Annotated in this window: 23 protein-coding genes; 12 read left to right on the forward strand and 11 right to left on the reverse strand. The window is 69.1% G+C overall.

From position 1 onward, the window contains the following. Positions 1-9 precede the first annotated feature (9 nt). From BLV57_RS29395 to BLV57_RS29405, 3 genes are all read right to left on the reverse strand, one after another. Entirely contained in the window at positions 10-1605 is a 1596-nt protein-coding gene (locus BLV57_RS29395; RefSeq protein WP_091294142.1) for a M28 family peptidase, read from the reverse strand. A 79-nt stretch (positions 1606-1684) separates the two neighbouring features. Next, positions 1685-3952, reverse strand: coding sequence for a M4 family metallopeptidase (locus BLV57_RS29400; RefSeq protein ID WP_091294144.1), 2268 nt, complete (start codon positions 3950-3952; stop codon positions 1685-1687). 285 nt (positions 3953-4237) lie between these two features. Next, a complete protein-coding gene (locus tag BLV57_RS29405; protein ID WP_091294300.1) occupies positions 4238-5545 on the reverse strand; it encodes a helix-turn-helix domain-containing protein in 1308 nt (435 codons plus the stop codon). A 195-nt stretch (positions 5546-5740) separates the two neighbouring features. On the opposite strand from BLV57_RS29405, the gene BLV57_RS29410 reads away from it, so the two are divergent. The 3 genes from BLV57_RS29410 (at position 5741) to BLV57_RS29420 (ending at position 8977) form a co-directional block, all read left to right on the forward strand. Beyond that, a complete protein-coding gene (locus tag BLV57_RS29410; protein ID WP_245757565.1) occupies positions 5741-7570 on the forward strand; it encodes a glycoside hydrolase family 9 protein in 1830 nt (609 codons plus the stop codon). A 61-nt stretch (positions 7571-7631) separates the two neighbouring features. Then, entirely contained in the window at positions 7632-8408 is a 777-nt protein-coding gene (locus BLV57_RS29415) for an LOG family protein (protein ID WP_483860470.1), read from the forward strand. Continuing rightward, a complete protein-coding gene (locus BLV57_RS29420) occupies positions 8408-8977 on the forward strand; it encodes an LOG family protein (protein ID WP_091294148.1) in 570 nt (189 codons plus the stop codon). Before BLV57_RS29415 ends, BLV57_RS29420 begins: the two co-directional genes overlap by 1 nt. 114 nt (positions 8978-9091) lie before the next feature. Here BLV57_RS29420 and BLV57_RS29425 read toward each other — a convergent pair whose 3' ends face one another. Then, on the reverse strand, positions 9092-9766 hold the full coding sequence (locus BLV57_RS29425; protein ID WP_091294150.1) for a lysophospholipid acyltransferase family protein: 675 nt from the start codon (positions 9764-9766) through the stop codon (positions 9092-9094). Between the two features lie 50 nt (positions 9767-9816). On the opposite strand from BLV57_RS29425, the gene BLV57_RS29430 reads away from it, so the two are divergent. Continuing rightward, a complete protein-coding gene (locus tag BLV57_RS29430; RefSeq protein WP_091294151.1) occupies positions 9817-10728 on the forward strand; it encodes a glucosyl-3-phosphoglycerate synthase in 912 nt (303 codons plus the stop codon). Between the two features lie 175 nt (positions 10729-10903). Here BLV57_RS29430 and BLV57_RS29435 read toward each other — a convergent pair whose 3' ends face one another. The 6 genes from BLV57_RS29435 to BLV57_RS29460 form a co-directional block, all read right to left on the reverse strand. Next, a complete protein-coding gene (locus tag BLV57_RS29435; protein WP_143047175.1) occupies positions 10904-11932 on the reverse strand; it encodes a hypothetical protein in 1029 nt (342 codons plus the stop codon). A 75-nt stretch (positions 11933-12007) separates the two neighbouring features. Continuing rightward, the gene (locus tag BLV57_RS29440; RefSeq protein ID WP_091294154.1) at positions 12008-13036 is read right to left on the reverse strand and encodes a hypothetical protein; all 1029 of its coding nucleotides are present in this window, start codon (positions 13034-13036) and stop codon (positions 12008-12010) included. A gap of 36 nt (positions 13037-13072) precedes the next feature. Then, the gene (gene cydC, locus BLV57_RS29445; RefSeq protein ID WP_091294156.1) at positions 13073-14605 is read right to left on the reverse strand and encodes a thiol reductant ABC exporter subunit CydC; all 1533 of its coding nucleotides are present in this window, start codon (positions 14603-14605) and stop codon (positions 13073-13075) included. After that, positions 14602-16104: a thiol reductant ABC exporter subunit CydD gene (gene cydD / locus BLV57_RS29450; RefSeq protein WP_091294157.1), complete on the reverse strand. Its 1503-nt coding sequence runs from the start codon at positions 16102-16104 to the stop codon at positions 14602-14604. The genes cydC and cydD overlap by 4 nt, the downstream gene beginning before the upstream one ends. A gap of 9 nt (positions 16105-16113) precedes the next feature. Next, positions 16114-17070 (reverse strand): cytochrome d ubiquinol oxidase subunit II, encoded by a 957-nt coding sequence (locus BLV57_RS29455; RefSeq protein ID WP_091294159.1) that lies wholly within the window; start codon positions 17068-17070, stop codon positions 16114-16116. A 2-nt stretch (positions 17071-17072) separates the two neighbouring features. Beyond that, positions 17073-18239 (reverse strand): cytochrome ubiquinol oxidase subunit I, encoded by a 1167-nt coding sequence (locus BLV57_RS29460; RefSeq protein ID WP_091294160.1) that lies wholly within the window; start codon positions 18237-18239, stop codon positions 17073-17075. Positions 18240-18356: 117 nt separating this feature from the next. Between BLV57_RS29460 and BLV57_RS29465 the strand changes: the two genes are divergently transcribed. From BLV57_RS29465 to BLV57_RS29485, 5 genes are read left to right on the forward strand one after another with little or no spacing between them, the layout of a single operon-like run. After that, on the forward strand, positions 18357-18686 hold the full coding sequence (locus tag BLV57_RS29465) for a helix-turn-helix transcriptional regulator (RefSeq protein WP_091294162.1): 330 nt from the start codon (positions 18357-18359) through the stop codon (positions 18684-18686). Further along, complete coding sequence (locus BLV57_RS29470; RefSeq protein ID WP_091294163.1) at positions 18677-19351, forward strand: permease prefix domain 1-containing protein; 675 nt, start codon at positions 18677-18679, stop codon at positions 19349-19351. The genes BLV57_RS29465 and BLV57_RS29470 overlap by 10 nt, the downstream gene beginning before the upstream one ends. Continuing rightward, positions 19348-19656 carry a DivIVA domain-containing protein gene (locus BLV57_RS29475; protein WP_091294165.1) on the forward strand — a complete coding sequence of 103 codons (309 nt, stop codon included), beginning with the start codon at positions 19348-19350 and terminating at the stop codon, positions 19654-19656. Before BLV57_RS29470 ends, BLV57_RS29475 begins: the two co-directional genes overlap by 4 nt. Beyond that, entirely contained in the window at positions 19649-20104 is a 456-nt protein-coding gene (locus BLV57_RS29480; protein WP_091294166.1) for an SRPBCC family protein, read from the forward strand. The genes BLV57_RS29475 and BLV57_RS29480 overlap by 8 nt, the downstream gene beginning before the upstream one ends. Beyond that, positions 20101-20670, forward strand: coding sequence for a DNA-3-methyladenine glycosylase I (locus BLV57_RS29485; RefSeq protein WP_091294168.1), 570 nt, complete (start codon positions 20101-20103; stop codon positions 20668-20670). Before BLV57_RS29480 ends, BLV57_RS29485 begins: the two co-directional genes overlap by 4 nt. Positions 20671-20718: 48 nt before the next feature. Here the strand turns inward: BLV57_RS29485 and BLV57_RS29490 are convergent, their stop codons facing one another. Beyond that, positions 20719-21513, reverse strand: a complete 795-nt coding sequence (locus tag BLV57_RS29490; RefSeq protein ID WP_091294170.1) for an enoyl-CoA hydratase-related protein — start codon at positions 21511-21513, stop codon at positions 20719-20721. A gap of 196 nt (positions 21514-21709) precedes the next feature. Here BLV57_RS29490 and BLV57_RS29495 point away from each other — a divergent pair, with 196 nt between their 5' ends. The 3 genes from BLV57_RS29495 to BLV57_RS44445 form a co-directional block, all read left to right on the forward strand. Then, a complete protein-coding gene (locus BLV57_RS29495; protein ID WP_091294302.1) occupies positions 21710-21877 on the forward strand; it encodes a DUF3117 domain-containing protein in 168 nt (55 codons plus the stop codon). 99 nt (positions 21878-21976) lie between these two features. Next, positions 21977-23437: a leucyl aminopeptidase family protein gene (locus tag BLV57_RS29500; protein WP_091294171.1), complete on the forward strand. Its 1461-nt coding sequence runs from the start codon at positions 21977-21979 to the stop codon at positions 23435-23437. 145 nt (positions 23438-23582) lie between these two features. Next, the coding region (locus BLV57_RS44445) for a helix-turn-helix domain-containing protein (RefSeq protein ID WP_143047176.1) at positions 23583-23889 on the forward strand (307 nt) is incomplete at its 3' end.

The following is a 23889-nucleotide window of genomic DNA, read 5'->3' on the forward strand; positions in this document are numbered from 1 at the left end:
CCGTAGGGACTAGACCGTGATGGTCCAGCTGCTCAGCACACCCGTGTCCTGCGAGTATGCGTCATAAACCACCAGAGTCCAGGTACCCGCGGCCACTTCGTTCGTCACGGCCACCGAGTAGGTGCGCGTGCCGAACTGCGTGCATGGGGAGAACCCGGTCGGCTTGACCGAGTAGACGGTGCCGTCCGGCGCCTTCAGCTGGATCCGCAGATCCTCCGAGCAGGTGTGCGAAGCGGTGATCGAGAGCTTCACCGGGGACACCGCGTTGCCCGAGGCGGTCGACGACACGGGGGAGTTGACCGTGCCGAAGTCGTTGATCGGGAAGTCGGTGTCGTTGGTGAACGTCCGCGTGCCCGAGGTGCCCACGGTCAGCGTGTACGTCGCCGAGTGATCGGCGTCGGCGCCGTCCGCGTTCACCGTGATCGTGCTGGTGCCGTTCGGGGTGGACGCCGAGGTGGCGATGGTCAGCGTCGACGAGCCACCCGACTGGATGGTCGCCGGGCTGAACGACGCCGTCGCGCCGGCGGGCAGGCCCGATGCGCTGAGCGAAACCGACTGCGCCGAGCCCGAGGTCACGCTGGTGGACAAGGAAACCTGAGCGGACTGTCCGGGTTGGACGGTGCCGGAGGTCGGTGAGAGCGAGACCGAGTAGTCGTTGCCGACGGGCGCGCCGACGGCCAGCTTCCAGAGCGCGTAAGCGATCGCGTCGCTGTTGCGGTCCATCGGCACGTCCGCGACGGCGGCGGTGGTGTCGCACGCGCGGTGGTAGCAGGAGTCGTACGGCTGACCGGCCGTGCCGCCCCACTTCTGGGCCTGTGCGGAGGTCTTGATGTCGCCCGCGCCGGTGGCGAGGCCGCCGACCGGGATGCCGACCGACTTGAACGAGGCGTGGTCGGAGCGGCCGTCGCCCTCGCTGTCGCCCTCGGTCTGGATGCCGATCGAGGAGAAGTACTCGTCGAAGATGGCCTTGATCGAGGCGACGTCGTCATAGACGAAGTGACCCCAGTTCTTCGACGCGATCATGTCGAAGTTCAGGTAGGTCTTGATCTTCGCGCGTTCGGCCGAGGACAGGCTGTTCACGTAGAACTTCGAGCCGCGAAGGCCCGACTCCTCGTCGGCCCACCAGCCGAAGCGCACGCGCTTGGCCATCGACGGGTTGGTCCTGGCCAGCGTCAGCGCGACCTCGAGGTCGGCCGCCGAGCCGGAACCGTTGTCGTTGATGCCGGGACCGGCGCTCACACTGTCCAAATGGGACCCGAGCATGATGACCTGGTTCGCGTCGCCCTGCGGCCATTCCGCGATCAGGTTCTGGCTCTGCCCGGCGCAGCTGGTGCAGGTCTGCCGGGTGACGGTGTACCCGGCCTCCTTCAGCTTACCCTCCACATAGGACACTGAAGCCGCGTAGCCACCGCCGGAGGCGGCGCGGTTGCCGCCGTTCTGGTTCGCGATCGTCTGCAGGGCGTTCAGGTGCGCCTTGACGTTCGCGAGCGAGATGTCCGGCGCCGCGTTGGTCGTCGCCTCGGCAGGCACGGTGACCGCGCCGAAGACGAGTGCGAGCCCGGCGAAGGCCGTCACGCTCGCGCGCAGCCGTAAACCGAGTTTCATGGGTTTTCCTTCCAGGAAAAGGGCCCCGGGTGGGATCGCCACCCGGGGCCGTCTCAAGAGGACTCGACTTCGGGGGTGACTAGACCGTGATGGTCCAGCTGTCGAGCGTTCCGGTGTCCTGCGAGTAGGCGTCGTAGACCACGAGGGTCCAGGTGCCCGCGGCGACCTCGTTGGTGACCGCGACCGAGTAGGTGCGGGTGCCGAACTGGGTGCACGGGGAGAACCCGGTCGGCTTGACCGAGTAGACGCTGCCGTCCGGCGCCTTCAGCTGGATGCGAAGGTCCTCGGCGCAGGTGTGCGAAGCGGTGATCGAGAGCTTCACCGGCGAGACCGCGTTGCCCGATGCGGTCGACGACACGGGGGAGTTGACCGTGCCGAAGTCGTTGATCGGGTAGTCGGTGCCGTTGGTGAACGTGCGCGTCCCGGTGGTGCCGACGCTCAGCGTGTACTGCGTGGTGTGGTCGACGTTCGCGCCGTCACCGGTGACGGTGATGGTGCTGGTGCCGTTCGGCGTCGAGGCCGAGGTGGCGATGGTCAGCGTCGACTGGCCGCCGGACTGGATGGTGGCCGGGTTGAACGTCGCGGTGGCGCCCGCGGGCAGGCCCGAGGCGGAGAGCGCGACGGACTGGGCGTTGCCGGAGGTGACCGAGGTGCTGATCGTGGTGGTGGCCGAACCGCCCGCCGTCACGGTGCCCGAGTTCGGGGTGGCCGCGATGGAGAAGTCGTTCTGCGCGGGACCGCCACAGGAGGTGGGCTCACCGGCGGCAGCGGTGACGCTGACGGCTTCCCACGCGGCCTTGGTGGTGTTGAACTCGGTGCAGCTGTTGGGGAACAGCGCGATGGCGGCTTCCAGCGTCGCCTTGCGGGCGGCCTTGTGGTTCCAGCTGGAGGTCTTCTTCAGCAGGCCGTTGTAGAAGATCTTCGCGGCCGACTGGATGCCGATACCGGTGATCGAGGTGTTGTTGCAGGTCGGGCTGGCCGGCTTGCCGGACGGCGCCGTGCCCTCGGCGAGCAGGTAGAACCAGTGGTTCTGCGGGCCCGCGGCGGCGTGCACCTCGGTGCTGGGGATCGAGGAGGTGTAGCAGTTCGGGTGACCCGAGACCTTGTTCGGCTGGTACATGTAGCGGATCGGGCCGCTGCCGACGAGGTTCAGCAGCTCGCCGACCTCGTAGTCCGGGGTGTCCTTCGGGTTGTTCGCGTAGTGCTCGGTGATGGCGCCGAAGATGTCACCGGTGGACTCGTTGAGGCCGCCGTTCTCGTTGCCGGAGCCCGCGCCACCCGGGGTGAACTGGAAGATGCCGTGGCCGAACTCGTGGCCGACGACGTCCATGTTGGTTGCCTGGCGCTGGTTGTCCTGCGAGTGTCCGAAGTGGGTCGAGGAGCCGTTCCAGTACGCGTTGACGTCATTGAGGCCGACGTAGGCGGGGAAGCCGCCGCCGTTGCCGTTGATACCGTTGCGGCCCAGCCAGGCGCTGAGCATCTTCCACTCGGTCTGGACCGAGAAAAGCGTGTCGACACAGGCGGTTTCGAGGTCGGTGCCGGAGCCGTTGCCCCAGTTGTCGTCCGGTCCGGTGTAGACGGAACCGTTCTCCTTGGCACAGCTGATGCCGCTGCGCGTCGGGTCCTTCAGCGAGTAGGTGCCGCCGGAGTTCGTCGTGTCGATGGTGACGTTGCCGACGTAGTAGCTGTTGCCGACGCCCTGGATGGTCGCCGTGCCCTGCGCGACCTTGGCCGACCGCGGCGCGAAGTCGTTGTCCGCCTTGACATCGTCACGCGTGTCGAGGACCGTGCCGGTGGCGCCGTCGACGAAGACGTGGAGGTTGCTCGGCGTCGCTTCCTTCTTGCCCGCGACGACGACCTCGTAGGCGAGCTTCGGGGTGGCGCCTGCCAGCACGACCAGCTTCGGCGAGGCGACACTGTCCACCTTGGACAGCTGGCCGCGCGCGATCTGGGTCGCCTTGTCGGCGGTCACCGCCGGGCTGGTGTTCACGGAGATCGGGGCGGTCTCGGCTGCGGCGGTGCCGCGGACCCGGCCCGCGCCGTCGGCCACGACCACGGCGTCGCCGCCGATGACCGGCAGGCCGCGGTAGGTGCGCTCGTAGGAGGCGTAGAAGAGGCCGGCGCCACCGGGGGTGACCCCGAGGCGGCGGAACGCCTCGTCGGCGCCCTTGCTCAGCTGGTCGACACCGGCCGCGGCGGCCTGGTCGGCGGCGCTGGCAGCGGCGAGTTCGGGGCTCGCCTGCTGTGCGGTGACGGTCGCGCCTGCCGGGGTCACCGGCACCGCGAGTGAAAGGGCCAGGCCGGCGATGGCCGCCAGGCCTGTACGAAGCCCTCGCTGAGGAGTCATCTGTTTCCTTCCAGGGAGGCAGAACCGTGCTTTTTCCGGCACGACGAAGTAGGGATGGGGCGCCATCGACCGGACGGGGATCACGGTGTGCGGGGACCAGACGTGTCCGCGCGCATAACTGCTGTTATGACGCCGGACACACCTGAGTAAAGAATCTGTGTGGTAGACCGTCAATGCGCCGAATGGCCTAGCGGAGCCTTACCTGCCCCTTAACTTGCGTACACATTCCCTTGAACACCAAGGGTTTTGCGGCCGACATGCACGCATCGCTACTTTCGTATGGTTTTATCCAACTACATCCGAATCGCTGTCCACCGCGGCCAGCACGCCCCGCCGGTAGGCGTGCACGGCGTCGGAGAGCAATCCCTGTGCGCGCAACACGTCTCCCAGATGGAGAGACGTGTTGACAAGCGAGCTGCGCAGCGAGGCGCGTTCCTGTTCGTCGGCGGCGAGCCGCAGAAGCGTTGTGGCGCGGGGAAGATCGTCTCGCGCGTGCGCGATCAGCCCCAGCAGCCGGTGCACCTCGCCGACCGCCTCCACGTCGGGCGCGTCGTCGAGTAGCGGGCGGACGTCCTCGATCAGTGCCTCGGCCTCGTCGAGCGCGCCCTGGCGGCGCCGGACCTCGGCGAGCTCGATCGTCGCGCCGAGGATGCCCTCGCGGGAACCGGCGGCGGCCAGCAGGTCGCGCGCGGCCGTCAGCTCGGCGCGCGCCTCGGGTAGTCGATCCATGCGGCGCAAGAGAAAGCCCCGCGCCCAGCGGCAGCGGGCGGCGTCGCGGTCGTACCCGAGCGAGGTGAACAGGCGCAGCGCCTCACCGAGGTCCTCGTCGGCGCGGTCACCCAGCCCGACCGCCTGCCAGAGCTGGGCGGCCTGACGGTGGTAGCGCGCGATGAAGTCGGGACGGGACGCCAGCGCCGCGGCCAGCCTGCCGTCCTCGGCCGCGCGCCGGGCGCGGCGCAGGCCACCCATTTCGACCAACGGGTGGATCAGCGCGCTGAGCAGTGCGAGCTCCGCGTCCGGGTCGACCGGGGTGGCCGCGCGGACCTCGGCGAGTGCCGCCTCGGCGTGCGCGACCGCCGCCCCGGCGGCGCCGAGCAGGTACTCGCAGGTGACCCAGCGATGGGTGATCATCGCCCTCAGCCACGCGGGCGCGCTCGCGCCGAGCCGGGCGGCATGCTCGAAGGCGGCCTTGGAACCCTCGATGTCGTAGGCCTGCCAGAGCACCTCGGCGCGGCAGAATCGGGCGTAGCACTCGACATCAGGCAGTTTGTAGGCGATCGCACGCTTCGCGGCGTTGCCGAAAATCGTGTCAGCGTCGGCGACGCGGCCTTGCTGGAGCGCGCGGTAGGCGTCGGCCAGTTCCGTCCACAATGCCTCGGCGACACCGGGCGGCCTGCCGAAGCGGAGCTCGTCGACCGTCAGCCCGAGCCGTCGCGCGAGGTAATCGAGAACCTCGTCCGAAGGCGGCCGCGTTCCGGTCTCGACCTTCGCGAGGAAGCCCCGGTCGTATCTCGGCCCGGCCAGCTCCCGCTGGGTCCAGCCGCGTGCGGTGCGTAACCGGCGAATGCGCGCGCCCAGCGATTCTCCGGTCATCGACACACGGTAGATCACTTCACGGGCGAGGGCAGCACCGTTGGTAACTCACAAGATCATCGGATCAGGCGTGCGAAACGGACATATTGACGTGCGCATGCGACAGTGGTTAAGTCCTCAGCCGAAATAGGAAACTTTCTTAACTATTAATAGGGAAGTACGCCCATGCTTCGTACCCGATTTCGGTCCATTGGGGTGATTTCCTCGCTCCTCGTAGGCGGTTTGGCGGTCGCCGTCGCGCCCGCGGCGGCGGCCACGGCAGGCGAGGTGCGAGTCGACCAGGTCGGCTATGGCATCACCGAAGCGAAGTACGCCTATCTGATCGGCGCCTCCGGCAGCTCGTCGTTCACGGTCGTGAACGACAAGGGCGTCAAGGTGCTGACCGGCAAGACCGGGAGCAGCCTCGGTTCCTGGAGCACCAAGTACAAGGCCGTCTACCAGCTCGACCTGAGCGCGCTGAAGACACCGGGCAAGTACAAGGTCGAGGTGACCGGGACGAACAAGGCGACCTCACCGCTGTTCCGCGTCGACACCACGGGCAACCTGTTCGACCCGCTGGTCCGCGCGAACAACGAGTTCTTCCAGTCGCAGCGGGACGGCAAGAACGTCATCCCCGGCAGGCTGGGCCGCAAGCCATCGCACCTCGACGACGCCAACGGCGCCGTCTACGCCGAGCCGAAGTTCGGCGGCGCGGAGGGCGACGAGATCCTCGAGCCGCTGAAGGCCACCGGCGCCAAGCGTGACGTCGAAGGCGGCTGGGCGGACGCTGGCGACTACGTGAAGTTCACCTCGAACTCGGCGTATTCGTTGGCGGAGATGGGTTTCGTGCTGCGTGAGAAGTACGACCCCGCGCTCGCCGAAGAGGTCTGCTTCGGCCTCAAGTGGCTCGACAAGATGTGGGACGAGCAGTCGAAGACGCTCTACGCCCAGGTCGGCATCGGCACCGGCAGCGAGAAGTTCGGCTTCCTCGGCGACCACGACGTGTGGCGGCTGCCGGAGGCCGACGACGCGCTGAACGTCAAGCCGGGCGACGCCAAGTACTACGTGAAGTACCGCCCGGTGTTCGCGGCCAACGCCGCGGGCGCGCAGATCAGCCCGAACCTGGCCGGCCGCGTGGCCGCCGCGTTCGCGCTCGGCGCGCAGGTCCAGGCCGACCGTGATCCGGCGAAGGCGAAGAAGTACTTCGCCGAGGCCGCGTCGATCTTCGCGCAGGCGAAGACCACCAACGTCGGCGAGCTGGTCTCCGCGTTCCCGCACGCCTACTACCCCGAGGACTCCTGGCACGACGACATGGAGCTTGGCGCGACCCAGCTCGCGCTGGCGGCGAAGAAGCTCGGCGACAGCAAGGCCGACGACTACGCGCGCACCGCGACCCAGTGGGCCAAGGAGTACATCGCGGGTGGCGACAAGTCGACGCTGAACCTCTACGACACCAGCGCGCTCGCGCACGCCGACCTCGCCGGGATCCTCAAGGGCGGGCTGTCCGGCGCCAAGGTGACCGAAAAGGACCTCGTCGCCGACCTGCGCCGTCAGCTCGACTCCGGTGTCGCGGTCGCGGCGAAGAGCCCGTTCCGGACGGCGGTGGAGATCACCACCTTCGACGCGGCCAGCAAGAGCTACGGCTTCGCCGCGACCGCCCGGCTCTACAAGCGGGTGACCGGCGACTCGAAGTACGACGCTTTCGGTGTGCAGCAACGGAACTTCACGCTCGGCGCGAACGCGTGGGGTGTCTCGCTGGTCGTCGGCATCGGGACCACGTGGCCGCAGTGCCCGCACCACCAGATCGCCAACCTGATCCCGGACAAGCTGCTCTACGGCGCGGTCGTCAACGGTCCTAACGGCACTGAGCTCTTCTCGAACGAGCCGCTGCCCGAGGGCTCGAAGGCCTGCACCAAGCCTTACGAGAAGTTCGACAGCAAGGCCTCGCGGTACATGGACTCGGTCATCGCGTGGCAGACGAACGAGCCGGCCATCGACTTCACGTCGACCGCGCTCCTCGCCTTCTCGCTCGCCGGACGCAACTAGCAGGTCGTGAGTGTTCCGGGCGGTTCTAACCGTCCGGAACACTCACGAGCCCTACTCTGGCCTGGTGAGTGATCAGACAGCAGACCGCTACCCGGAGAACCCGCCGGAGCGGCACAAGGGCCCCGTCGTGCAGAGGCGTGAGCAGCGCGACGAAGGCACCACCGACCAGCGCCTGCTCGACACGCGTGGCCCGAGCGACTGGGTGCACACCGACCCGTGGCGGGTGCTGCGCATCCAGGCCGAGTTCGTCGAGGGCTTCGGCGCGCTGGCCGAGGTCCCGCGCGCGGTGACCGTGTTCGGCTCGGCGCGTACCCCGCGTGACCACCCGGAGTACGAGCTCGGCCGCAAGATCGGCGCGGCGCTGGCCAACGAGGGCTTCGCGGCCATCACCGGCGGCGGCCCCGGCGCGATGGAGGCGGTGAACCGCGGTGCGGCCGAGGCGGGCGGCATGTCCATCGGGCTCGGCATCGAATTGCCGTTCGAGCAGGGCCTGAACCGCTGGGTCGACCTGGGCGTCAACTTCCGCTACTTCTTCGTGCGCAAGACGATGTTCATCAAGTACTCGCAGGCGTTCATCTGCCTGCCGGGTGGCTTCGGCACCCTCGACGAGCTGTTCGAGGCGCTGACGCTGGTGCAGACCAAGAAGGTCACCAAGTTCCCGGTCGTGCTGTTCGGCAGCGAGTACTGGGGCGGGCTCTACGACTGGGTCGCCAAGACGCTGCTGGCCGAGGGCAAGATCAGCGAGAAGGACCTCGACCTGCTGCACATCACCGACGACATCGACGACGCCGTCCGCGTGGTCAAGGAGTCCTTCCAGGCATGGGAAGACTCGCACTGATGCGCCGGATCTGCGTGTTCTGCGGCTCGCAGATGGGCAACGCGCCCGAGTACGCCGCCGCCGCGGCGGCGCTCGGCACGCTGCTGGCGTCGCGGGGCATCGGCCTGGTCTACGGCGGCGCGAGCGTCGGCACCATGGGTGTGGTCGCGGACGCCGCGCTGGCCGCGGGCGGCGAGGTGATCGGCGTGATCCCCGAGGCACTCAGCTCGGTCGAGATCTCGCACGCCGGGCTGAGCGAGCTGCACGTCGTCGCGGACATGCACGAACGCAAGGCCAAGATGGCGGCGCTGGCCGACGGCTTCCTCGCGCTGCCCGGCGGCGCCGGCACGCTCGAGGAGCTGTTCGAGATCTGGACCTGGGCCCAGCTCGGCCTGCACGCGAAACCACTCGGCCTGGTCGACGTCGCGGGCTACTACGCGCCACTGCGCACCTTCGTCGACCACATGGTCACCGAAGGCTTCCTCCGCCCGGCCCACCGCGACTTCATCCTGGTCGACCCCGACCCCGCGGTCCTGCTGGACGCCTTCGCCACCTACAAGCCCCCGGCCAAACCCACCTGGTCCCGCTGACCCGCTGAAAAAAATCCCAATGTGGCATTCGTCAGGTTCGAGCTGACGAAAGCCACATTGGCGGCCTGAAAACTGACCAAAGCCACATTGGGATTTTTTTCCTGTACCAGGGCTTCAGGCGGCGTCTTGGTTGGGGCGTTTGTGGTATTTGTCCACGTACTCCTGGTTCGAGAGGGTCAGGATCGTGTACATGATCTCGTCGGTGACGGCGCGGCGGATCGCGGGCGAGGCGTCCATGCCGTCGTAGCGGGCGAAGTCCATGGGCTCGCCGAAGCGGACCGTGACGCGGGCGCGGCGGGGGATGCGCTCGCCTCGCGGCTGCAAACCTTCGGTGCCCGTGATGCCGACCGGGACCACCAGCGCGCCCGTGGCCAGCGCCAGCGCGCCGACGCCGGTGTGGCCGCGGTGGAGGCGGCCGTCGAGCGAGCGGGTGCCTTCGGGGTAGATGCCGAACGCGCCGCCGGCGTCGAGGACCTTGCGGGCGGCTTCGAGCGCGGCGAGACCGGCCTGCGCGTTGCCGCGCTCGACCGGGACGTAGCCGAGGCCGGTCAGGAACGCGGCCATCGCGCGGCCCTTGAGGCCGGTGCCGGTGAAGTATTCAGCCTTGCCGAGGAAGCTGACCGGCCGCGGCGCGGTGAGCGCGATGACGCCGGTGTCGAGTGCCGCGCGGTGGTTCGCGGCGAAGATCACCGGCCCGGTGAGCGGGATGTTCTCGGCGCCGATGACGGTGGGCCGGTAGATCGTCCGAGCCAGCGGTGCCAGCGCGAATCGGACCAAGGCTTGCAGCAAAACTCCTCCTGGGACGGTTACTGACGACCAGCATGGCACGATCACTACTCATGAGTTGGTTCGAGCGGCGTACCTGGCAGGACCCAGACTGGACACTCGACGAGATTCTGGCCGCGAAGAGTGACCGGACGGTTTCGGTGGTGCTACCGGCGCTCGACGAGGAGCAGACGGTCGGCGCGGTCGTCGAGTCCGTCCACCCACTGCTGGGGTCCATTGTGGACGAACTGGTGGTCGTCGACTCCGGCAGCACCGACGCCACCGCGAAGCTGGCCGAGGCGGCGGGCGCGCGCGTGGTGCACCGCGAGGACGTGCTGCCCGACCTCGCCCCGGTGCCCGGCAAGGGCGAGGTGCTCTGGCGCTCGCTCGCGGCCACCACCGGCGACCTGGTCGTCTTCCTCGATTCCGACCTCGTCGAGCCCGACCCGCTGTTCGTACCGACCCTGCTCGGCCCGCTCCTCACCGCCGACGGCGTGCACCTGGTCAAGGGCTTCTACCGCCGCCCGCTGCGGCTGGAGAGCAGCGGCGGCGGCCGCGTCACCGAACTGCTCGCGCGCCCGGTGCTTTCGGCGCTGCGTCCCGCGTTGTCCGGTTTGGTCCAGCCGCTCGGCGGCGAATACGCGGCGACCAGGGAATTCCTCGAATCCGTGCCGTTCGCGGCCGGATACGGCGTCGAAATCGGGCTACTGCTCGACTGTGAGGCGAATTACGGGCTCGACGCGCTCGCCCAGGTCAACCTCGGCGTCCGCAAGCACCGCAACCGCTCACTGCTGCAACTCGGCGTGATGGCACGCCAGATCCTCGGCACCGCGCTGAACCGCTGCGGCATCGAGTCCGACGACCCCGCCCAGCTGACCCAGTTCGTGCAGGTCTCCGGCGAGTGGCTGCCCGACGTCACCGACGTGCTGGTCGCCGACCGGCCGCCGATGCGTCAGGTTCTCGCCGGAGACTGCAGACCGTCCTAGGGCGTGCGCTGCCAGACAACGGCACGCCGTACGCCTGCCGCCACGCTTGTGACAACGGCGGTCGGCACGACGGCGGCACGCGCTCTCGATCTCTTCCCCATGATCACTCCCCGTAGCCGACTCCGACCTGAGGGGTTCACGCGGCCGCCGCCGATTCGGTTGCCTCCCCGCGTGACTACGCGGGGCGCTGCCAGATGACCGGCTTGCCGCCTTCGTCGAGCGGGCCCTTCGTGACAATGCCCGCGACGACGTTGTCCCTGGTCACCGCGGTGGCCAAGCCCTTGGTGAAGCCACGGGGGAGCAGCAGCCCGCTCGCGGGTTCACCGCCGGTCCAGACAGCGGGCGCGCCGTACGGCTCGGCGGAGTATCGCGAACCGATGATCACGTTGGTGCCGCTGTGCCCGGTCGCGCTGCCACTGCCTGCCAGCTGCTCCGGCTCGCGGGTGGGGCCCGCTCGCCAGAGGAAGCCGTGGCTGCCCGGCTCGGACAACGCGGCAGCGGTGCCGACGACCTGGCTGTTCTGGATCGCGTTCACGTGCGGCGTGCTGTGCCCTGGCGGTGTCACGATCTCCTCGATGCCGTTGCTGCTCCAGACGAACGCGCCTTCGTCGCTGTTGAACAGCACCTCGCCGCCTGAGTCGATGTCCGCCGGGAACTCGCCTCGGCGAGTGGGCGGCAGGATCGTCGGCTCGCCTTGCGTCGGTGGGTAGATGATCGTCGCGGACCGCGCCGGGTCGGCGTGGTAGAGCCAGCCAAGCACAAGCCCGTTGTTGGCGATGGCGACAGCCGAGACGCCGGTGTAGCCCTCTGGCACCGGCAGTTCATGGAAACCGTTGGCGTCCAAAGTGAAGCCGCCGACGTGACCATCGTCGGTGAGCGCGTCGCCGACCACGGTTCCGGCGTAGTTCTGGTCCGCGACGGTGGCGAAGTCGTACCCGGCGGGCACTCCGCGCACCGTGGGTATGCCGTTCTGCCAGGTCACGACCTTGGATGTGCCGTCGATGGAGAAGTGGCCGGCGTATCCGCCCTTGCCGTCAGCGCCGGCGAGGAAACCCGTCGCGTTCGCGTGTCCCCTCGGCATCGGCAGGAAGGTGGGCTGCCAGCCCGCCTCAGTGGTCGCTCCGGCGGTGACGGTGCCCGCCGCCGTGCCTGCGATGACGGCGGCGAGCACCACGCCAGTCCGCACCATGGATCCGATTCGCATGAAATCCCCTATATAGGTTCCGGTTCACCTGCTACACGCCACAGTGGACGGTCAGGTTGCCTTTCGGCGGAAGAACTACGGTGTGCGCTGCCAGACGACCGGCACGCCGCCTTCGTCGCTCGGGCCCGGATTCGCGGTACCCGCGATCACGCCGTCATCACCGATCGCGTAGGCGGTGGCACCCTTGTACCCGCCGAGCCGCGGCAGGTCGCCTGCCTGGCTCGTGCCCTGCCAGGTCGTCGGCAGTCCGTACGGCCCCTTGGGGTCGGGCAGTTGGCCGACGATCAGGCCGGTCTTGTCGATCGCGCGGATTTTGGCGCTGTTCGGCAGCTCCATCGGAGTGCTCGGCGTCCGCCAGACGAAGCCTCGGCCACCGGGCTCGGCGGTGGAGGACGCCGAACCGACGACCACTCCGTTCCTGATCGAGGACGCGTACGGGGAGCTGAACCCGGCCGGGTCGGCGAGTTTCTCGGTCACCCCCGCACGCCAGAGGGACGGGCCGGTTTTCCAGTCGTTGAACAGGATGGTGCCGTCGTCGTCCAGGTCGGTCGCGCGGGTATCCGGCCCGTCCGGGATCACGATCGGCGCGGACCCGAGTGCCTGCCACAGCACGGTCGCCCGTTTGCCCTCGTCACCGACCGTGGCGAGTACGTCGCCGCGGTCGTTGATCGCGACGCCGCGGACGGTGCCGGAGTAGCCGTCGGGCGCGGTGAGCCGGTGGTAGCCGTGCGAGTCCAAGGTGAACGTGTGCGACTCGCCGGTTACGGAGTCGTGTGCGGTGAGCAGTACGACCTCTGAGCTGTTCTCGTCACGGATGTACGGCGACTTGTGCCCGGCAGGTACCCCGCGCACCGTCGGCCGCCAGTCCGTCCAGGTCACGACATCGAGGTCGTCGTCGCCTGCCGCGAACATGCCCGCGTAGCCGCCCCTGCCCGCGGCGGCGAACAGGTAGCCCATCGAGTTCTCGTAGCCGTCAGGCAGCTGGAGCCGCACCGGATGCCAGCTCGCTTGCGTGGTCGCTCCGGCGGGCATGACGCTCGCCGCGACGGCGGCGGCGATGGCCGCCAGCACGGTTCCGGCGCGCAGCAGCGGTTTCAATCGCATGAATTACTCCCCACAAGTAGCCCAGACCTGTGAGCTTCACGCGGCCGTCGCCGGTTTGGTTGCCTCCCTGCGGACAATTCGTCCTTCGTCGAGGTAGAGCACCTCGTCGAAGCCCGCCAGGTGCTCGGGCCGATGGGTCGCGAGGACGACCGTCCCGGTCGCTTGGGCGAGCACGGCCGCCAGCACCGCGTCCCCGTGCGCGGTGTCGAGGCCTTCGACGGGCTCGTCCAGCACGAGCACCGGCGGCGCGGCGAGTACGGCCCTGGCGAGGATGAGCCGTTGCCGCTGCCCACCGGAGAGCGCGTCGCCGTCCGGGCCCGCGTCACGGTCCAGGTCGACGTCGAGGTCCGTGACCTCGCAAGCCGAGCGCAGGTCGTCTTCGGTCGCATTGGGCCGCGCGAGCAGCAGGTTCTCGCGGACGGTGGTGTGGAAGACGTGCGCGTCCGCGAGCGCGCCGGAGATGAGCGGCGGCAGATCGCGGTCCTCCAGCGGGTGGCCGTCGACGGTGAGCCAGCCGGTCGGATCGGTGAGGCCGAGCAGGGTGTGCAGGAGCGTGCTCTTGCCAGAGCCGCTGGGACCGACCAGGCCGACGCGCTTGCCCGGCGGCAGGTCGAGGTCGACGTCCACCAGCGCGGGCGCGCGGCCGGGGTACTGGACGCTGACCTTTTCGAGGCGGAAATGGCCTGTGGTGACAGGTTTCGCGGCACGCGGTGCGGGTCGCCCGGCCAGCAGTGTCCGGATACGAGTGGCCGATTCGCGGACCTCGACCCAGCGCTGGGCGGCCGCGGTGAGCGGAAGCACCACCTCGAAAGCCGTGATCGTGCCCAGCGTCACCGCGGCGGTCACCGGCGCGGACGCGCCGGCCAGCAAGCACACGGCGACCGCGGTGCCCAGCTGCGTGAGGATTCCCAGCGCTGAAAGGAAACTGTTCCTGGCGCTCACCGTCCGGTCGCGCCGGGCGAGCGCCTCGACTACCTCGTGCGCGGCGGCCAGCGCGGGTGCGTGCGCGTCATAGGCGATGAGTTCGCGCCTTCCGGTGATCAGCTCGACCGTGTGATTCGCGAGATCTGTGCGGCGCGCGGGAGTTCGCATGGCGCACAACGGAAGCACGACACCAGCGACGAGCAGCCCGCCCAGCAGCGCGAGTGCGCTGCCGATGCTCGCGAACGACGTCGCGGCGACGGCGGTGACCCCGACAAGCCCCGCGACCGCGGCCGGAAGCAGGCAGCGAAGCACGGCATCCTGCGCCGCGTCCACATCGGACACTAGCCGGTCGACGAGATCACCGCTCGAATACCTCTGCGGCACAAGGGATCGGTAGACGCGGGTGCGGAGCACGCTCACGTATCGGAGCACCACCTCGTGCCCGGTGAGGCGTTCGGCATATCGGAGACCGCCGCGGAGCAGAGCGAGCGTCCGCACGGCGACGATCGCCACCGTCAACGCGGCGAGCGGTGGTTGTTCGGCGGCGCGCAGGAGCAGCCAGGCTGCGGTGGCCATGAGCGCGAGCCCGGCCAGTTCGGCGCCCGCGGCGATGAGGGCCGCGCGGATGAGCCGCGTGAGGTTCATACGTGCTCCAGTGTCTTGACCTCGATCACGCGATCCGCGAGCGCGGCCATCGCGGGGCGGTGGGCGACGAGGATCGCGGTCCTGCCTTCGAGCAGGCGCCGCGTCGCCGCCAGCACCGTCGCCTCGGTTCCGGCGTCGAGCCGGGCGGTCGGTTCGTCGAGCAGCAGGAGACCGGCGTCGGTGCGGGCCCAAGCGCGGGCGATGCCGATGCGCTGGCGCTGGCCAGAAGACAACCCCGTGCCGACTTCGCCGATCTCCGGCAACGCGGTGACGACGTCGTCGAGCGCGGCCGCCCGCGCGGCGTCCCCGGCAGGCCTGCCGAAGCCGATGTTGTGCGTGACGCTGCCGGTGAACAGCGTCGGCCGCTGCGGCACCCAGGCGATCTCCGCACGCCACGCGGCCAGGTCCAGCTCGCGCAGATCGACGCCGTCGATCAGCACCCTGCCGTGCGTCGGCTCGACGAAACCCAAGAGCAGGGCCAAAAGTGTGCTCTTGCCCGAACCGCTCGGTCCCATCAGCGCGACGTGCTCGCCAGGCTCGATCCGGAGATCCAATCCGGACAACACCGGCGTATCTCCATAGTGGACGGTCACGTTGTCCAGCACCACACCGGGAACCCCACGACGCCGGCGTATTCCCGGCCGGGTGACCATGGCGGGCGCGAGGGCTTCGGTCTCGCGGATGGCCGCGAGACCTTCCGCGCCCGCGTGGAACTTCGCACCGGCCGCGCGCAGCGGCAGGTAGGCCTCCGGCGCCAGTATCAGGATCAGCAGCGCCGTGTGCGCGGTCATCCCGCCTTCCAGCAGCCGGAAACCGATCGGTACCGCGACCAGCGCCACCGACAGCGTCGCGAGCAGTTCCAGCACCAGCGCGGACAGGAACGCCACCCGCAGCGTCCGCATGGTCGCGTCGACGTGCGCGTCGGCCATCGCGCGGACAGTCCGCGCCTGCGCCTCGGCGCGACCGAACACCTTCAGCGTGGTCAAACCCCTGACGACGTCCAGGAAATGGCCGCCGAGCTTGGCTAGCAGCCGCCACTGCCGCGCGGTCTTCGCCTTCGTATGCGCGCCGACGAGGATCGCGAAGACCGGGATCAGCGGCACGGTCGCGGTGACGATCAGCGCCGAGGCCAGATCGGCCGTGAACAGCCGGACGATCACCGCCACCGGCACTACGACGGCCGTCACGAGCGCCGGGAGATAGCCGGTGAGATACGGGTCCGCCGCGTCGACGCCCTTGGTCGCCAGCGTCGCCGCCTCACCGGCACGGTCCGTTTCGGCCGACAGAATCCGCTTGCGCAGCAAGGACTTCGTGCGGGCGGCGAACCGCCCGACGACCGCGCCCTGCACACCCGCGAGCACTGCACGTGCCGCGATCACGACGACCAGGAGCCAGCTGAAACCGCTGGTCAGCAGCGTTGCGAGCAGGTCGGCCTGCGCCAGGATCACGCTCGCCGTGAGCACGCCGAACCCTGCCAGCACCGCGTAGTAAGACCGCATGACGTCCCCTCAGAAGTGCAGCGGCGAACGCTGGTCGACCCGGCCACGGTTGGCGCGCCACGTCACCCACTGCACCGCGATCATCAGCACGATCGACGGCACACCGAACGCGGTGAGCAGCTTGAACGTCTCCGCCGACGTGGCGGCCTGGTCAACGGTCAGTGTGTCCACTGTGGACGTGTAGACCACCGGGAACCGGAGCAGTCCGACCAAGGCCACCGGCGCCGCCGCGAGCACCATCGCCGCGGCCAGCGCCACGCGGTACCGCCGCGCGCGCAGCCCGGCGAACACCACGGCCAGCGCCGCGAACGCCACCGCCACGACCGGGATCCCGCGCCACGTCGCGCCTTCGAGTTCGACCAGCCCCCACAGCGTCGCGACCACCAGGAACGCCAGCACCGGCGCGACCAGCGAGGTCGCCAGCCTGCGCGCCCGCCCGACCAGGTCTTCCGGGGCGCGCACGGTCAGGAAAACCGCGCCCTGCAACGCGAACAGCGCGACGAACCCGGCTCCCCACAGCACCGCGTACGGCGTGAACAACCCGAGCACGTCACCGGACGGCACCCCGCGCACCAGGTTCCCGAGGAACAGGCCCCACGAAACGGCCGTCACCAGCGCGCCCACGCCGATCCCGAAACTCCAGAGCGCGCCCCGGGTCCCGGGGTTCCTGCCACGCAGCTGCACCGACGCCGTGAACGTCACCAAGCCCAGCAGCAGCGTCACCACCAGCACGTACGCGCCCGAGAACACGCGGCCCTCCAGATGCGGGAACGCGCCGAACAGCACACCGACCGCCGCGACCAGCCACACCTCGTTGGCCAGGAAGAACGGCCCCAGCGAGCCGAGCACGCGCCGCTGGTCGCCGCCGAAGCCGCGCAGCAGCATCCCGATGCCGTAGTCATACCCGGCCAGCGCGAAGTAGGCCGCGATCAGCAGGCCCAGCACACCCCACCACAACGTCACCATGATCAGACCCCGCTCAGCACGGGCAGCGCGACGGGCCGCGGCGCGTCGACTTCGGGGCCACGCTTGGCGACCCTGGCCATCAGCACCCAGTCGGCGATCGCGAGCACAGCGAACAGGGCTGTAAAGGCCACGAACGAGAACAGGATCTCGCCGCCGCTCACGTTCGCGATGGCGTCGGCGGTGCGCAGCTTCCCGTAGACCAGCCACGGCTGGCGGCCGAACTCCCGCACCAGCCACCCGGCGATCGCGGCCAGGAACGGCAGCGGGATCGCCAGCACCATCAGGTACAGCAGCGGCCTGACCTTGGTGATCCGGTCGCGGTGCAGCAGCGCCGTGCCGAGCAGCGCGGCCAGCAGGCAGGCGAAACCGATCATGATCATGAAACCGAGCGAAGCGCCGACTTCGGGCCCTTGCTTGAACTTGTCCGGCTGGTATCCGCTGATCAGGCCGAACTGCGCGAAGCCCTGGTTGATCACCAGCAGGCTGCCGAGCAGCGCGGCGAGCACGCCGATCCGCATCGAGCGCCGGAAGAACTCGACCTCGGTGGTGCGCTTGATGAAGTGGTACGCGCTGACCCCGACGACGAAGAACCCGCCGGTCATCACGGCCGCGCCGATCAGGTGCGGCAGCGCGGCGGCGAGCGCCGGGTTCGCCAGCAGCGCGCCGAAGTCGTCGAGCTTCAGCACACCGTTCTCGGTGTGCGTGCCGACCGGGTTCTGCAGGAACGAGTTCGCCACCATGATGAACAGCGCCGAGGCGTAGGCGGTCAGCGTGACCAGCCAGATCAGCGCCAGGTGCACCCACTTGTTCAGCTTCGAGAAGCCGAAGATCCAGAGGCCGAGGAAGGTCGACTCGGCGAAGAACGCGACCAGCGTCTCGATGGCCAGCGGTGCGCCGAACACGTCGCCTGCAAATGCAGACAGTCCGGTCCAGGTGAGCCCGAACTGGAATTCCATCACGATGCCGGTGGCGATTCCCAGTGCGTAGTTGATCACATAGAGCTTGCCCCAGAATCGGGTCATTCGGAGTAATTCGGGTTTCCGCCCGAACGCGGAGCGTGTCTGCATCACGGCGACGACCGTCACGAGGCCGAGGGTGAGCAGCACGAACAGGAAGTGGAACGAGGTGGTGGTCGCGAACTGGGCTCTCGCGATCGGCAGTGGGTCCATGGCGGCGACTCTATATGTAGTTCGGCTACATGTAGGCGGCAAACGCAACAAATCAGGGACGATTCAGGGGTGACTCAGGGTCGATGCCAGGGGCGTCGATGAGTAGAGTGCCTATCTATGAAGGCGGACGTCCTGCGCGGACACCTCGACGCACTACTGCTGGCCGTCCTCGACGGCCGCAAACTCCACGGTTACGCGATCATCGAGTCGCTCCAGCTGCGCAGCGACGGCGCGCTCGACCTGCCGACCGGCACCGTGTACCCGGCGCTGCGGCGCCTGGAGCGGGCCGGTTACCTCGCCAGTGAGTGGGACGTCGTGTCCGGCCGCAAGCGCCGCACCTACAAGCTCACCCGCTCCGGCCAGCGCGCGCTCGCGACCGAACGCCAGGAGTGGCAGGAGTTCACGAACGTCATCGGCGGTGTACTCGGGGGACAGGCATGGGCGTGATCGACGGCTACCTCGCCGAGCTCGACGGCAGGTTGCGCGGACCGCGCGCGGCCAAGGCGGACCTGCTCGACGAAGCACGCGACGGCCTCTGCGACTCCGCCGCCGCGTACCGCGAAGGAGGCTGGAATGAAGAAGAAGCCCAACGCCGCGCCGTCGCCGAGTTCGGCCCCGCGGCCGTCGTGGCCCGTGACTACCAGGCCGAACTCGGCATGCACACCGGCGTCCGCACGCTCTGGAAGGTGGTGCTGGGGGTCCCGCTGATGCAGCTGACCTGGGACGTCGTCCGGATGCTGACCTTCGGCGCGTGGACGCGGCTGTCCACGCCGACGCCCGGTTGGTACAAGTACGCGGCCCAGTTCACCCACGGCTCGGCGTACATCGTCGCAATCGTGGGACTGCTCGCGCTGGCCGGCACGCGGTGGCTGTCCCGCCGCGCGGACGGCGGGCAGATCGCCAAGCTGACCTCCGGGCTGCTCGTGGCGGCGGTCGGGCTGAACCTGCTCTCGGTGGCGGTGATGGTCGGCGCCACCGGGGTGGTCGACGTGAACCGGCTGTTCCTCAGTGTGCCGTGCGGGATACTGACCGTGGTCTGGGTGGTCGTCAGCGTCCGGCTCGTCGTGCTCGCGCGACGTTCCTGGGAGACGTGTGCCACGATCGTCGCGTGACGACCGCGCTGATCTACCTCGTAGTCATGCTGCTGGTGGCCGCCGTGGTGTTCCTGCTCGCCGCGGTGGTCTTCGGCAGGGGTGAGGAGCTCGCCCCGCTGGCGCCCGGCAGTTCGCCGACGCGGCTGCCCGCCGAAGACATCACCGGCGACGACATCGACCAGGTCCGCTTCCAGCTCGTGCTGCGCGGCTACAAGATGACCGAGGTCGACTGGGTCATCCGCCGCCTCGGTGTCGAGATCGACGGGCTGCGCGCGCGGGTCGCCGAGCTCGAAGCCCAGCAGAAGGTGTCGCCTCTTGAGTGACGTCGTGCTGTCGGTCGAGGTCAACGCCCCGGCCGGGACGACCTGGCTCGCGCTGACCGACTGGGCCCGCCAGAGCGAGTGGATGCTCGGCACCGACGTGCGGGTGATCGAGGGCAACGGCCGCGCGGTCGGCACGAAGCTCGCCGCCTTCACCGGGCTGGCCGGCATCGGGTTCACCGACACCATGGAGATCACCACCTGGGAGCCGCCCGTCCGGTGCGTGGTGCGGCATCTCGGCTCGATCGTCAAGGGCACCGGGGTGTTCCAGGTGACCAGCAACGGCCCGCACCGCTCCACGTTCGTCTGGGCGGAGCATCTGTCGTTGCCGTTCGGGCTGGTCGGCAGGCTCGGCTGGCCGTTGGTGAAACCCGCGATGGTGCTGGGCGTGCGGCACTCGCTGCAGCGGTTCGCGCGGTTCGCGGAGTCGTATTCGTTGGGAGAGCGATGAGTTCGCTGGTCGGCGCCGATGGGGTCGCGCGCTGTTCGTGGGGTAATTCGACGCCGGACTACGCCGAGTACCACGACACCGAATGGGGAGTCCCGCTCCGCGGGCGCGACGCGCTGTACGAGCGGTTGTGCCTGGAGTCGTTCCAGTCGGGACTTTCCTGGATCACCATCCTGCGCAAGCGGGAAAGCTTCCGCGCGGCTTTCCTCGGCTTCGACCCCGAGAAGGTGGCGGAGTTCGGCGAGGACGACGTCGAGCGGCTGATGCAGGACGCGTCGATCGTCCGCAACCGCGCGAAGATCCTCGCCGCGATCAAGAACGCCCGCGCGATCGACTCGCTGGACGTGCCGCTGGACGACCTGCTGTGGTCGTTCGCGCCCGCCAAGCACCAGCGGCCGCGCACGATGGCCGACGTCCCGGCGATCACGGACGAGTCCAAGGCGATGGCCAAGGAACTCAAGAAGCGCGGCTTCGCGTTCCTAGGCCCGACCACCTGCTACGCGCTGATGCAGGCTACCGGCATGGTCGACGACCACGTGACCGGCTGCTTCCGAGCCAAGACGGGATAAAGCGGGCTTTATGCCGGTCCGGCATAAAGCCCGCTTTATCCCGGGGCGCTACTTGCCCTGGAACGCCGGGCGGCGCTTGGTGACGAACGCCTCAACCGCCTCGGCGTGGTCCGCCGTCGCGCCGAGCGCGGACTGCGCGGCGTCCTCGGCCTCGAGCGCCTCCTCCAAAGTGGACTCGGCGGCTGTGGCCAGCACGCTCTTGATCTTCGCGTAGGCGACCGTCGGACCGGCCGCGAGCCGCGCCGCGACCGCCTGGGCCCGCGCCGCGAGCTCCTCGTCGGGGACGACCTCGCCGACCAGGCCGAGCGTCAGCGCCTCCGCCGAGTCGACCGTGCGGGCCAGCAGCATCAGCTCGGCCGCGCGGCCGAGCCCGATCAGCCGCTGCAGTGTCCAGGACGCGCCGGAGTCCGGGCCGAGGCCGACGTTCGCGAACGCCATGAGGAAGTTGGCCGACGTCGCCGCGATACGCAGATCGCTCGCGTACGCGAACGCCGCGCCCGCGCCCGCCGCCGGGCCGTTGATCGCGGCGATGACCGGCTTGGGCATGCCGACGATGGTCTTCACGATCGGGTTGTAGTGCTCCTTGACCGTGTGCAGCGGCGCCGGGTCACCCGCCTGCAGCAGCCCGACGTGCTCCTTCAGGTCCTGTCCCGCGCAGAACGCCTTGCCTGCCCCGGTGAGCACGACCGCGCGGACCTCCGGGTCGTCCGCGGCCTCGCGCAGCGCGGCCAGCAGCAGTTCCTTCAACTCGACGGTCATCGAGTTGTACGCCTTCGGCCTGTTGAGCGTCAGCGTGCGGACCCCTTCGGCGTCGGCGGTCAGCAGGACGTCGGATGTGGTCACAGATTCTCCTCGGGCGAAATACGTCATTACGCCTGGAGTCTTACAGCCCGCCGGGCCGCATACCAGCACCGATACGGCGGCAAAAGATCGGTCCGCGTTCGCGCTCGGTCGCTGATGAGGGACAATGGACGCTAGGACCCGGCTGGCTTTGACGAGCGCGACCCGGGCGCGCCGGTTAAGACGGAGGGAGCACGCTATGGCGGCCATGAAGCCCCGGACCGGAGATGGTCCCCTCGAAGTGACTAAGGAGGGGCGGGGCCTCGTGATGCGCGTCCCACTCGAGGGTGGCGGGCGACTTGTCGTCGAGCTTTCGGCAGAAGAGGCGAAGGACCTAGGAGTGGCCTTGCAAGAGGTCACCGGCTGAGCCGAACCTCCTGCTCGAGCCACATTTCCGCGCCCCGGTTTCCGCGCTGCTCAGCGCTGGAGGCCGGGGTCGCGGTCACTCTTTTGGAGATCACGCACCGTGCGCATCCCGATACCCCCCGTCCCCCATCCGCTGATCGACATCGAGATCGCCGACACGCACCGTCGCGGTGCCCCGCTCGCGATCCTGGTGTCCACCCCCGAGGACCACGAGGATGGCACGCCAGCGGAGCCGTTCGAACTGGAGGGGGTGACCTCCAGCGGCCGCGCCGGTGAGGTGCGCACCATCCCGGCCGGATCGGGCCCACGCTGGCTGGCGGGCATCGGCGACGGCGAGCCCAAGCAGTACCGCAAGGCGGGCGCCGCGCTCGCCCGCGAGGCCGAGTCGTATCTCGCCGACCGTGGTGGGCACGCGTTCCAGATCGAACTTCCCGAAGAGGCCGACGGCGACGACGTCGCCGAGCTGATGATGGGCGCGCTGCTGGGCGGCTACCGCTACAGCGTCAGCGCCGACCGCTCGAAGCCCGCGCTGCGCACGCTGCGCGTGCTCACCAGGTACGAGCGCGCCGTGCCCGCGTACCAGGAGATCGCGGCGCGCGTGCGTGAGCTCGCAGGCGCGGCCGCGCTGGCCCGCGACCTGGCGAACACCCCGTCGAACGTCAAGAACCCGGCCTGGCTGGCCGAAATCGCGCGGAAGACCGCGGTGCCCGGCCTGACGGTCACCATCCGCGACGAGAAATGGCTCGCCGAACAGGGCTTCGGCGGCGTGCTCGCGGTCGGCGGCGGCTCTGCCAGCCCGCCGCGCCTGATCGAGCTCGAGTACCGCCCGCGCGGCGCGGCCAAGCACCTGCTGCTCGTCGGCAAGGGCATCACGTTCGACACCGGCGGCATATCCATCAAGAGCGCCGACGGCATGCACCTGATGCGCACGGACATGGCGGGCGGCGGCGCGGTCATCGCCGCGGCCCGCGCGATCGCCGCGCTCAAGCTCCCGGTGCGGGTCACCGCGCTGGTGCCGGCCGCGGAGAACCACGTGTCCGGCTCGTCGTACCGGCCCGGCGACGTCGTCCGGCACTTCAACGGCGTGACCACCGAGGTCGGCAACACCGACGCCGAGGGCCGCATGGTGCTCGCGGACGCGCTCGCGTACGGCATCAAGCGCTTCAAGCCGGACGCTGTCATCGATGTCGCGACGCTGACCGGTGCGATGAAGGTCTCACTCGGCCTCCGCACCGGCGGCCTCTTCGCCACCGACGACGCGCTCGCCGACCGCGTCCGCGAAGCCGGCGAACGTGCCGGCGAGGCGTGGTGGCGCATGCCGCTGCTCGAAGCGCACGCCGAGACCATCCGCGGCGAGCTGGCCGACATCCGCCAGGCGGTGCCCGGACCTGGCGGCATCACCGCGGCACTCTTCCTGCGCGAGTTCGTCGGCGACACCCCGTGGGTCCACCTCGACATCGCGGGCCCCGCCCGCGCGGACAAGACCTACGACGACGTCGTACCCGGCGCCTCGGGCTTCGCCGCCCGGACCCTGGTCGAACTGGCCTCCGCCTACCGCTGACCTCGGGAAACCGGCCACCGTTAGCCCGAAAGTGACTTTCGTCAGATGCGATCTGACGAAAGTGGCTTTCGGGCTATGAGACCTGCCAAGAGTCACTTGGTCTCAATCGGTTGTTGCAAGTAGTGGTGGCTGATAGGAGATCGTCATGCCAGGACCCCGGTTGACGTGCGAGGAACGGGAAAAGATCCAGAACGGTCTGGATCAGGGACTTACCCAGGATGTGATTGCGAGAGTCCTGGGTAGGTCACCCTCGACGATTTCACGGGAAGTGCGCCGAGGTGGTGGGCCGCGGTGCTCCAGGCCCGGCGCCACGATCACTGGCCGGCCTCGCCGCTACCGGGCCGACCGAGCCCAGCGTCTGGCCCTCGAACGCGGCCGGCGCCCGAAAGCCCACCGGCTGGCCGGTGAGCTGGCGGCGGTGGTGACCGGTCTGCTGGAAGCGGACTGGTCAC

The organism is Amycolatopsis xylanica, assembly GCF_900107045.1.
Taxonomy (GTDB): Bacteria; Actinomycetota; Actinomycetes; order Mycobacteriales; family Pseudonocardiaceae; genus Amycolatopsis; species Amycolatopsis xylanica.

What these genes read in the sequence shown, in the direction of transcription:
- BLV57_RS29395 (WP_091294142.1), bottom strand. Translation starts at nt 1,605, where the DNA reads ATGAAACTCGGTTTACGGCTGCGCGCGAGCGTGACGGCCTTCGCCGGG.
- BLV57_RS29400 (WP_091294144.1), bottom strand. Translation starts at nt 3,952, where the DNA reads ATGACTCCTCAGCGAGGGCTTCGTACAGGCCTGGCGGCCATCGCCGGC.
- BLV57_RS29405 (WP_091294300.1), bottom strand. Translation starts at nt 5,545, where the DNA reads ATGACCGGAGAATCGCTGGGCGCGCGCATTCGCCGGTTACGCACCGCA.
- BLV57_RS29420 (WP_091294148.1), top strand. Translation starts at nt 8,408, where the DNA reads ATGCGCCGGATCTGCGTGTTCTGCGGCTCGCAGATGGGCAACGCGCCC.
- BLV57_RS29430 (WP_091294151.1), top strand. Translation starts at nt 9,817, where the DNA reads ATGAGTTGGTTCGAGCGGCGTACCTGGCAGGACCCAGACTGGACACTC.
- BLV57_RS29435 (WP_143047175.1), bottom strand. Translation starts at nt 11,932, where the DNA reads ATGCGAATCGGATCCATGGTGCGGACTGGCGTGGTGCTCGCCGCCGTC.
- BLV57_RS29440 (WP_091294154.1), bottom strand. Translation starts at nt 13,036, where the DNA reads ATGCGATTGAAACCGCTGCTGCGCGCCGGAACCGTGCTGGCGGCCATC.
- cydC (WP_091294156.1), bottom strand. Translation starts at nt 14,605, where the DNA reads ATGAACCTCACGCGGCTCATCCGCGCGGCCCTCATCGCCGCGGGCGCC.
- cydD (WP_091294157.1), bottom strand. Translation starts at nt 16,104, where the DNA reads ATGCGGTCTTACTACGCGGTGCTGGCAGGGTTCGGCGTGCTCACGGCG.
- BLV57_RS29455 (WP_091294159.1), bottom strand. Translation starts at nt 17,070, where the DNA reads ATGGTGACGTTGTGGTGGGGTGTGCTGGGCCTGCTGATCGCGGCCTAC.
- BLV57_RS29460 (WP_091294160.1), bottom strand. Translation starts at nt 18,239, where the DNA reads ATGGACCCACTGCCGATCGCGAGAGCCCAGTTCGCGACCACCACCTCG.
- BLV57_RS29465 (WP_091294162.1), top strand. Translation starts at nt 18,357, where the DNA reads ATGAAGGCGGACGTCCTGCGCGGACACCTCGACGCACTACTGCTGGCC.
- BLV57_RS29470 (WP_091294163.1), top strand. Translation starts at nt 18,677, where the DNA reads ATGGGCGTGATCGACGGCTACCTCGCCGAGCTCGACGGCAGGTTGCGC.
- BLV57_RS29485 (WP_091294168.1), top strand. Translation starts at nt 20,101, where the DNA reads ATGAGTTCGCTGGTCGGCGCCGATGGGGTCGCGCGCTGTTCGTGGGGT.
- BLV57_RS29495 (WP_091294302.1), top strand. Translation starts at nt 21,710, where the DNA reads ATGGCGGCCATGAAGCCCCGGACCGGAGATGGTCCCCTCGAAGTGACT.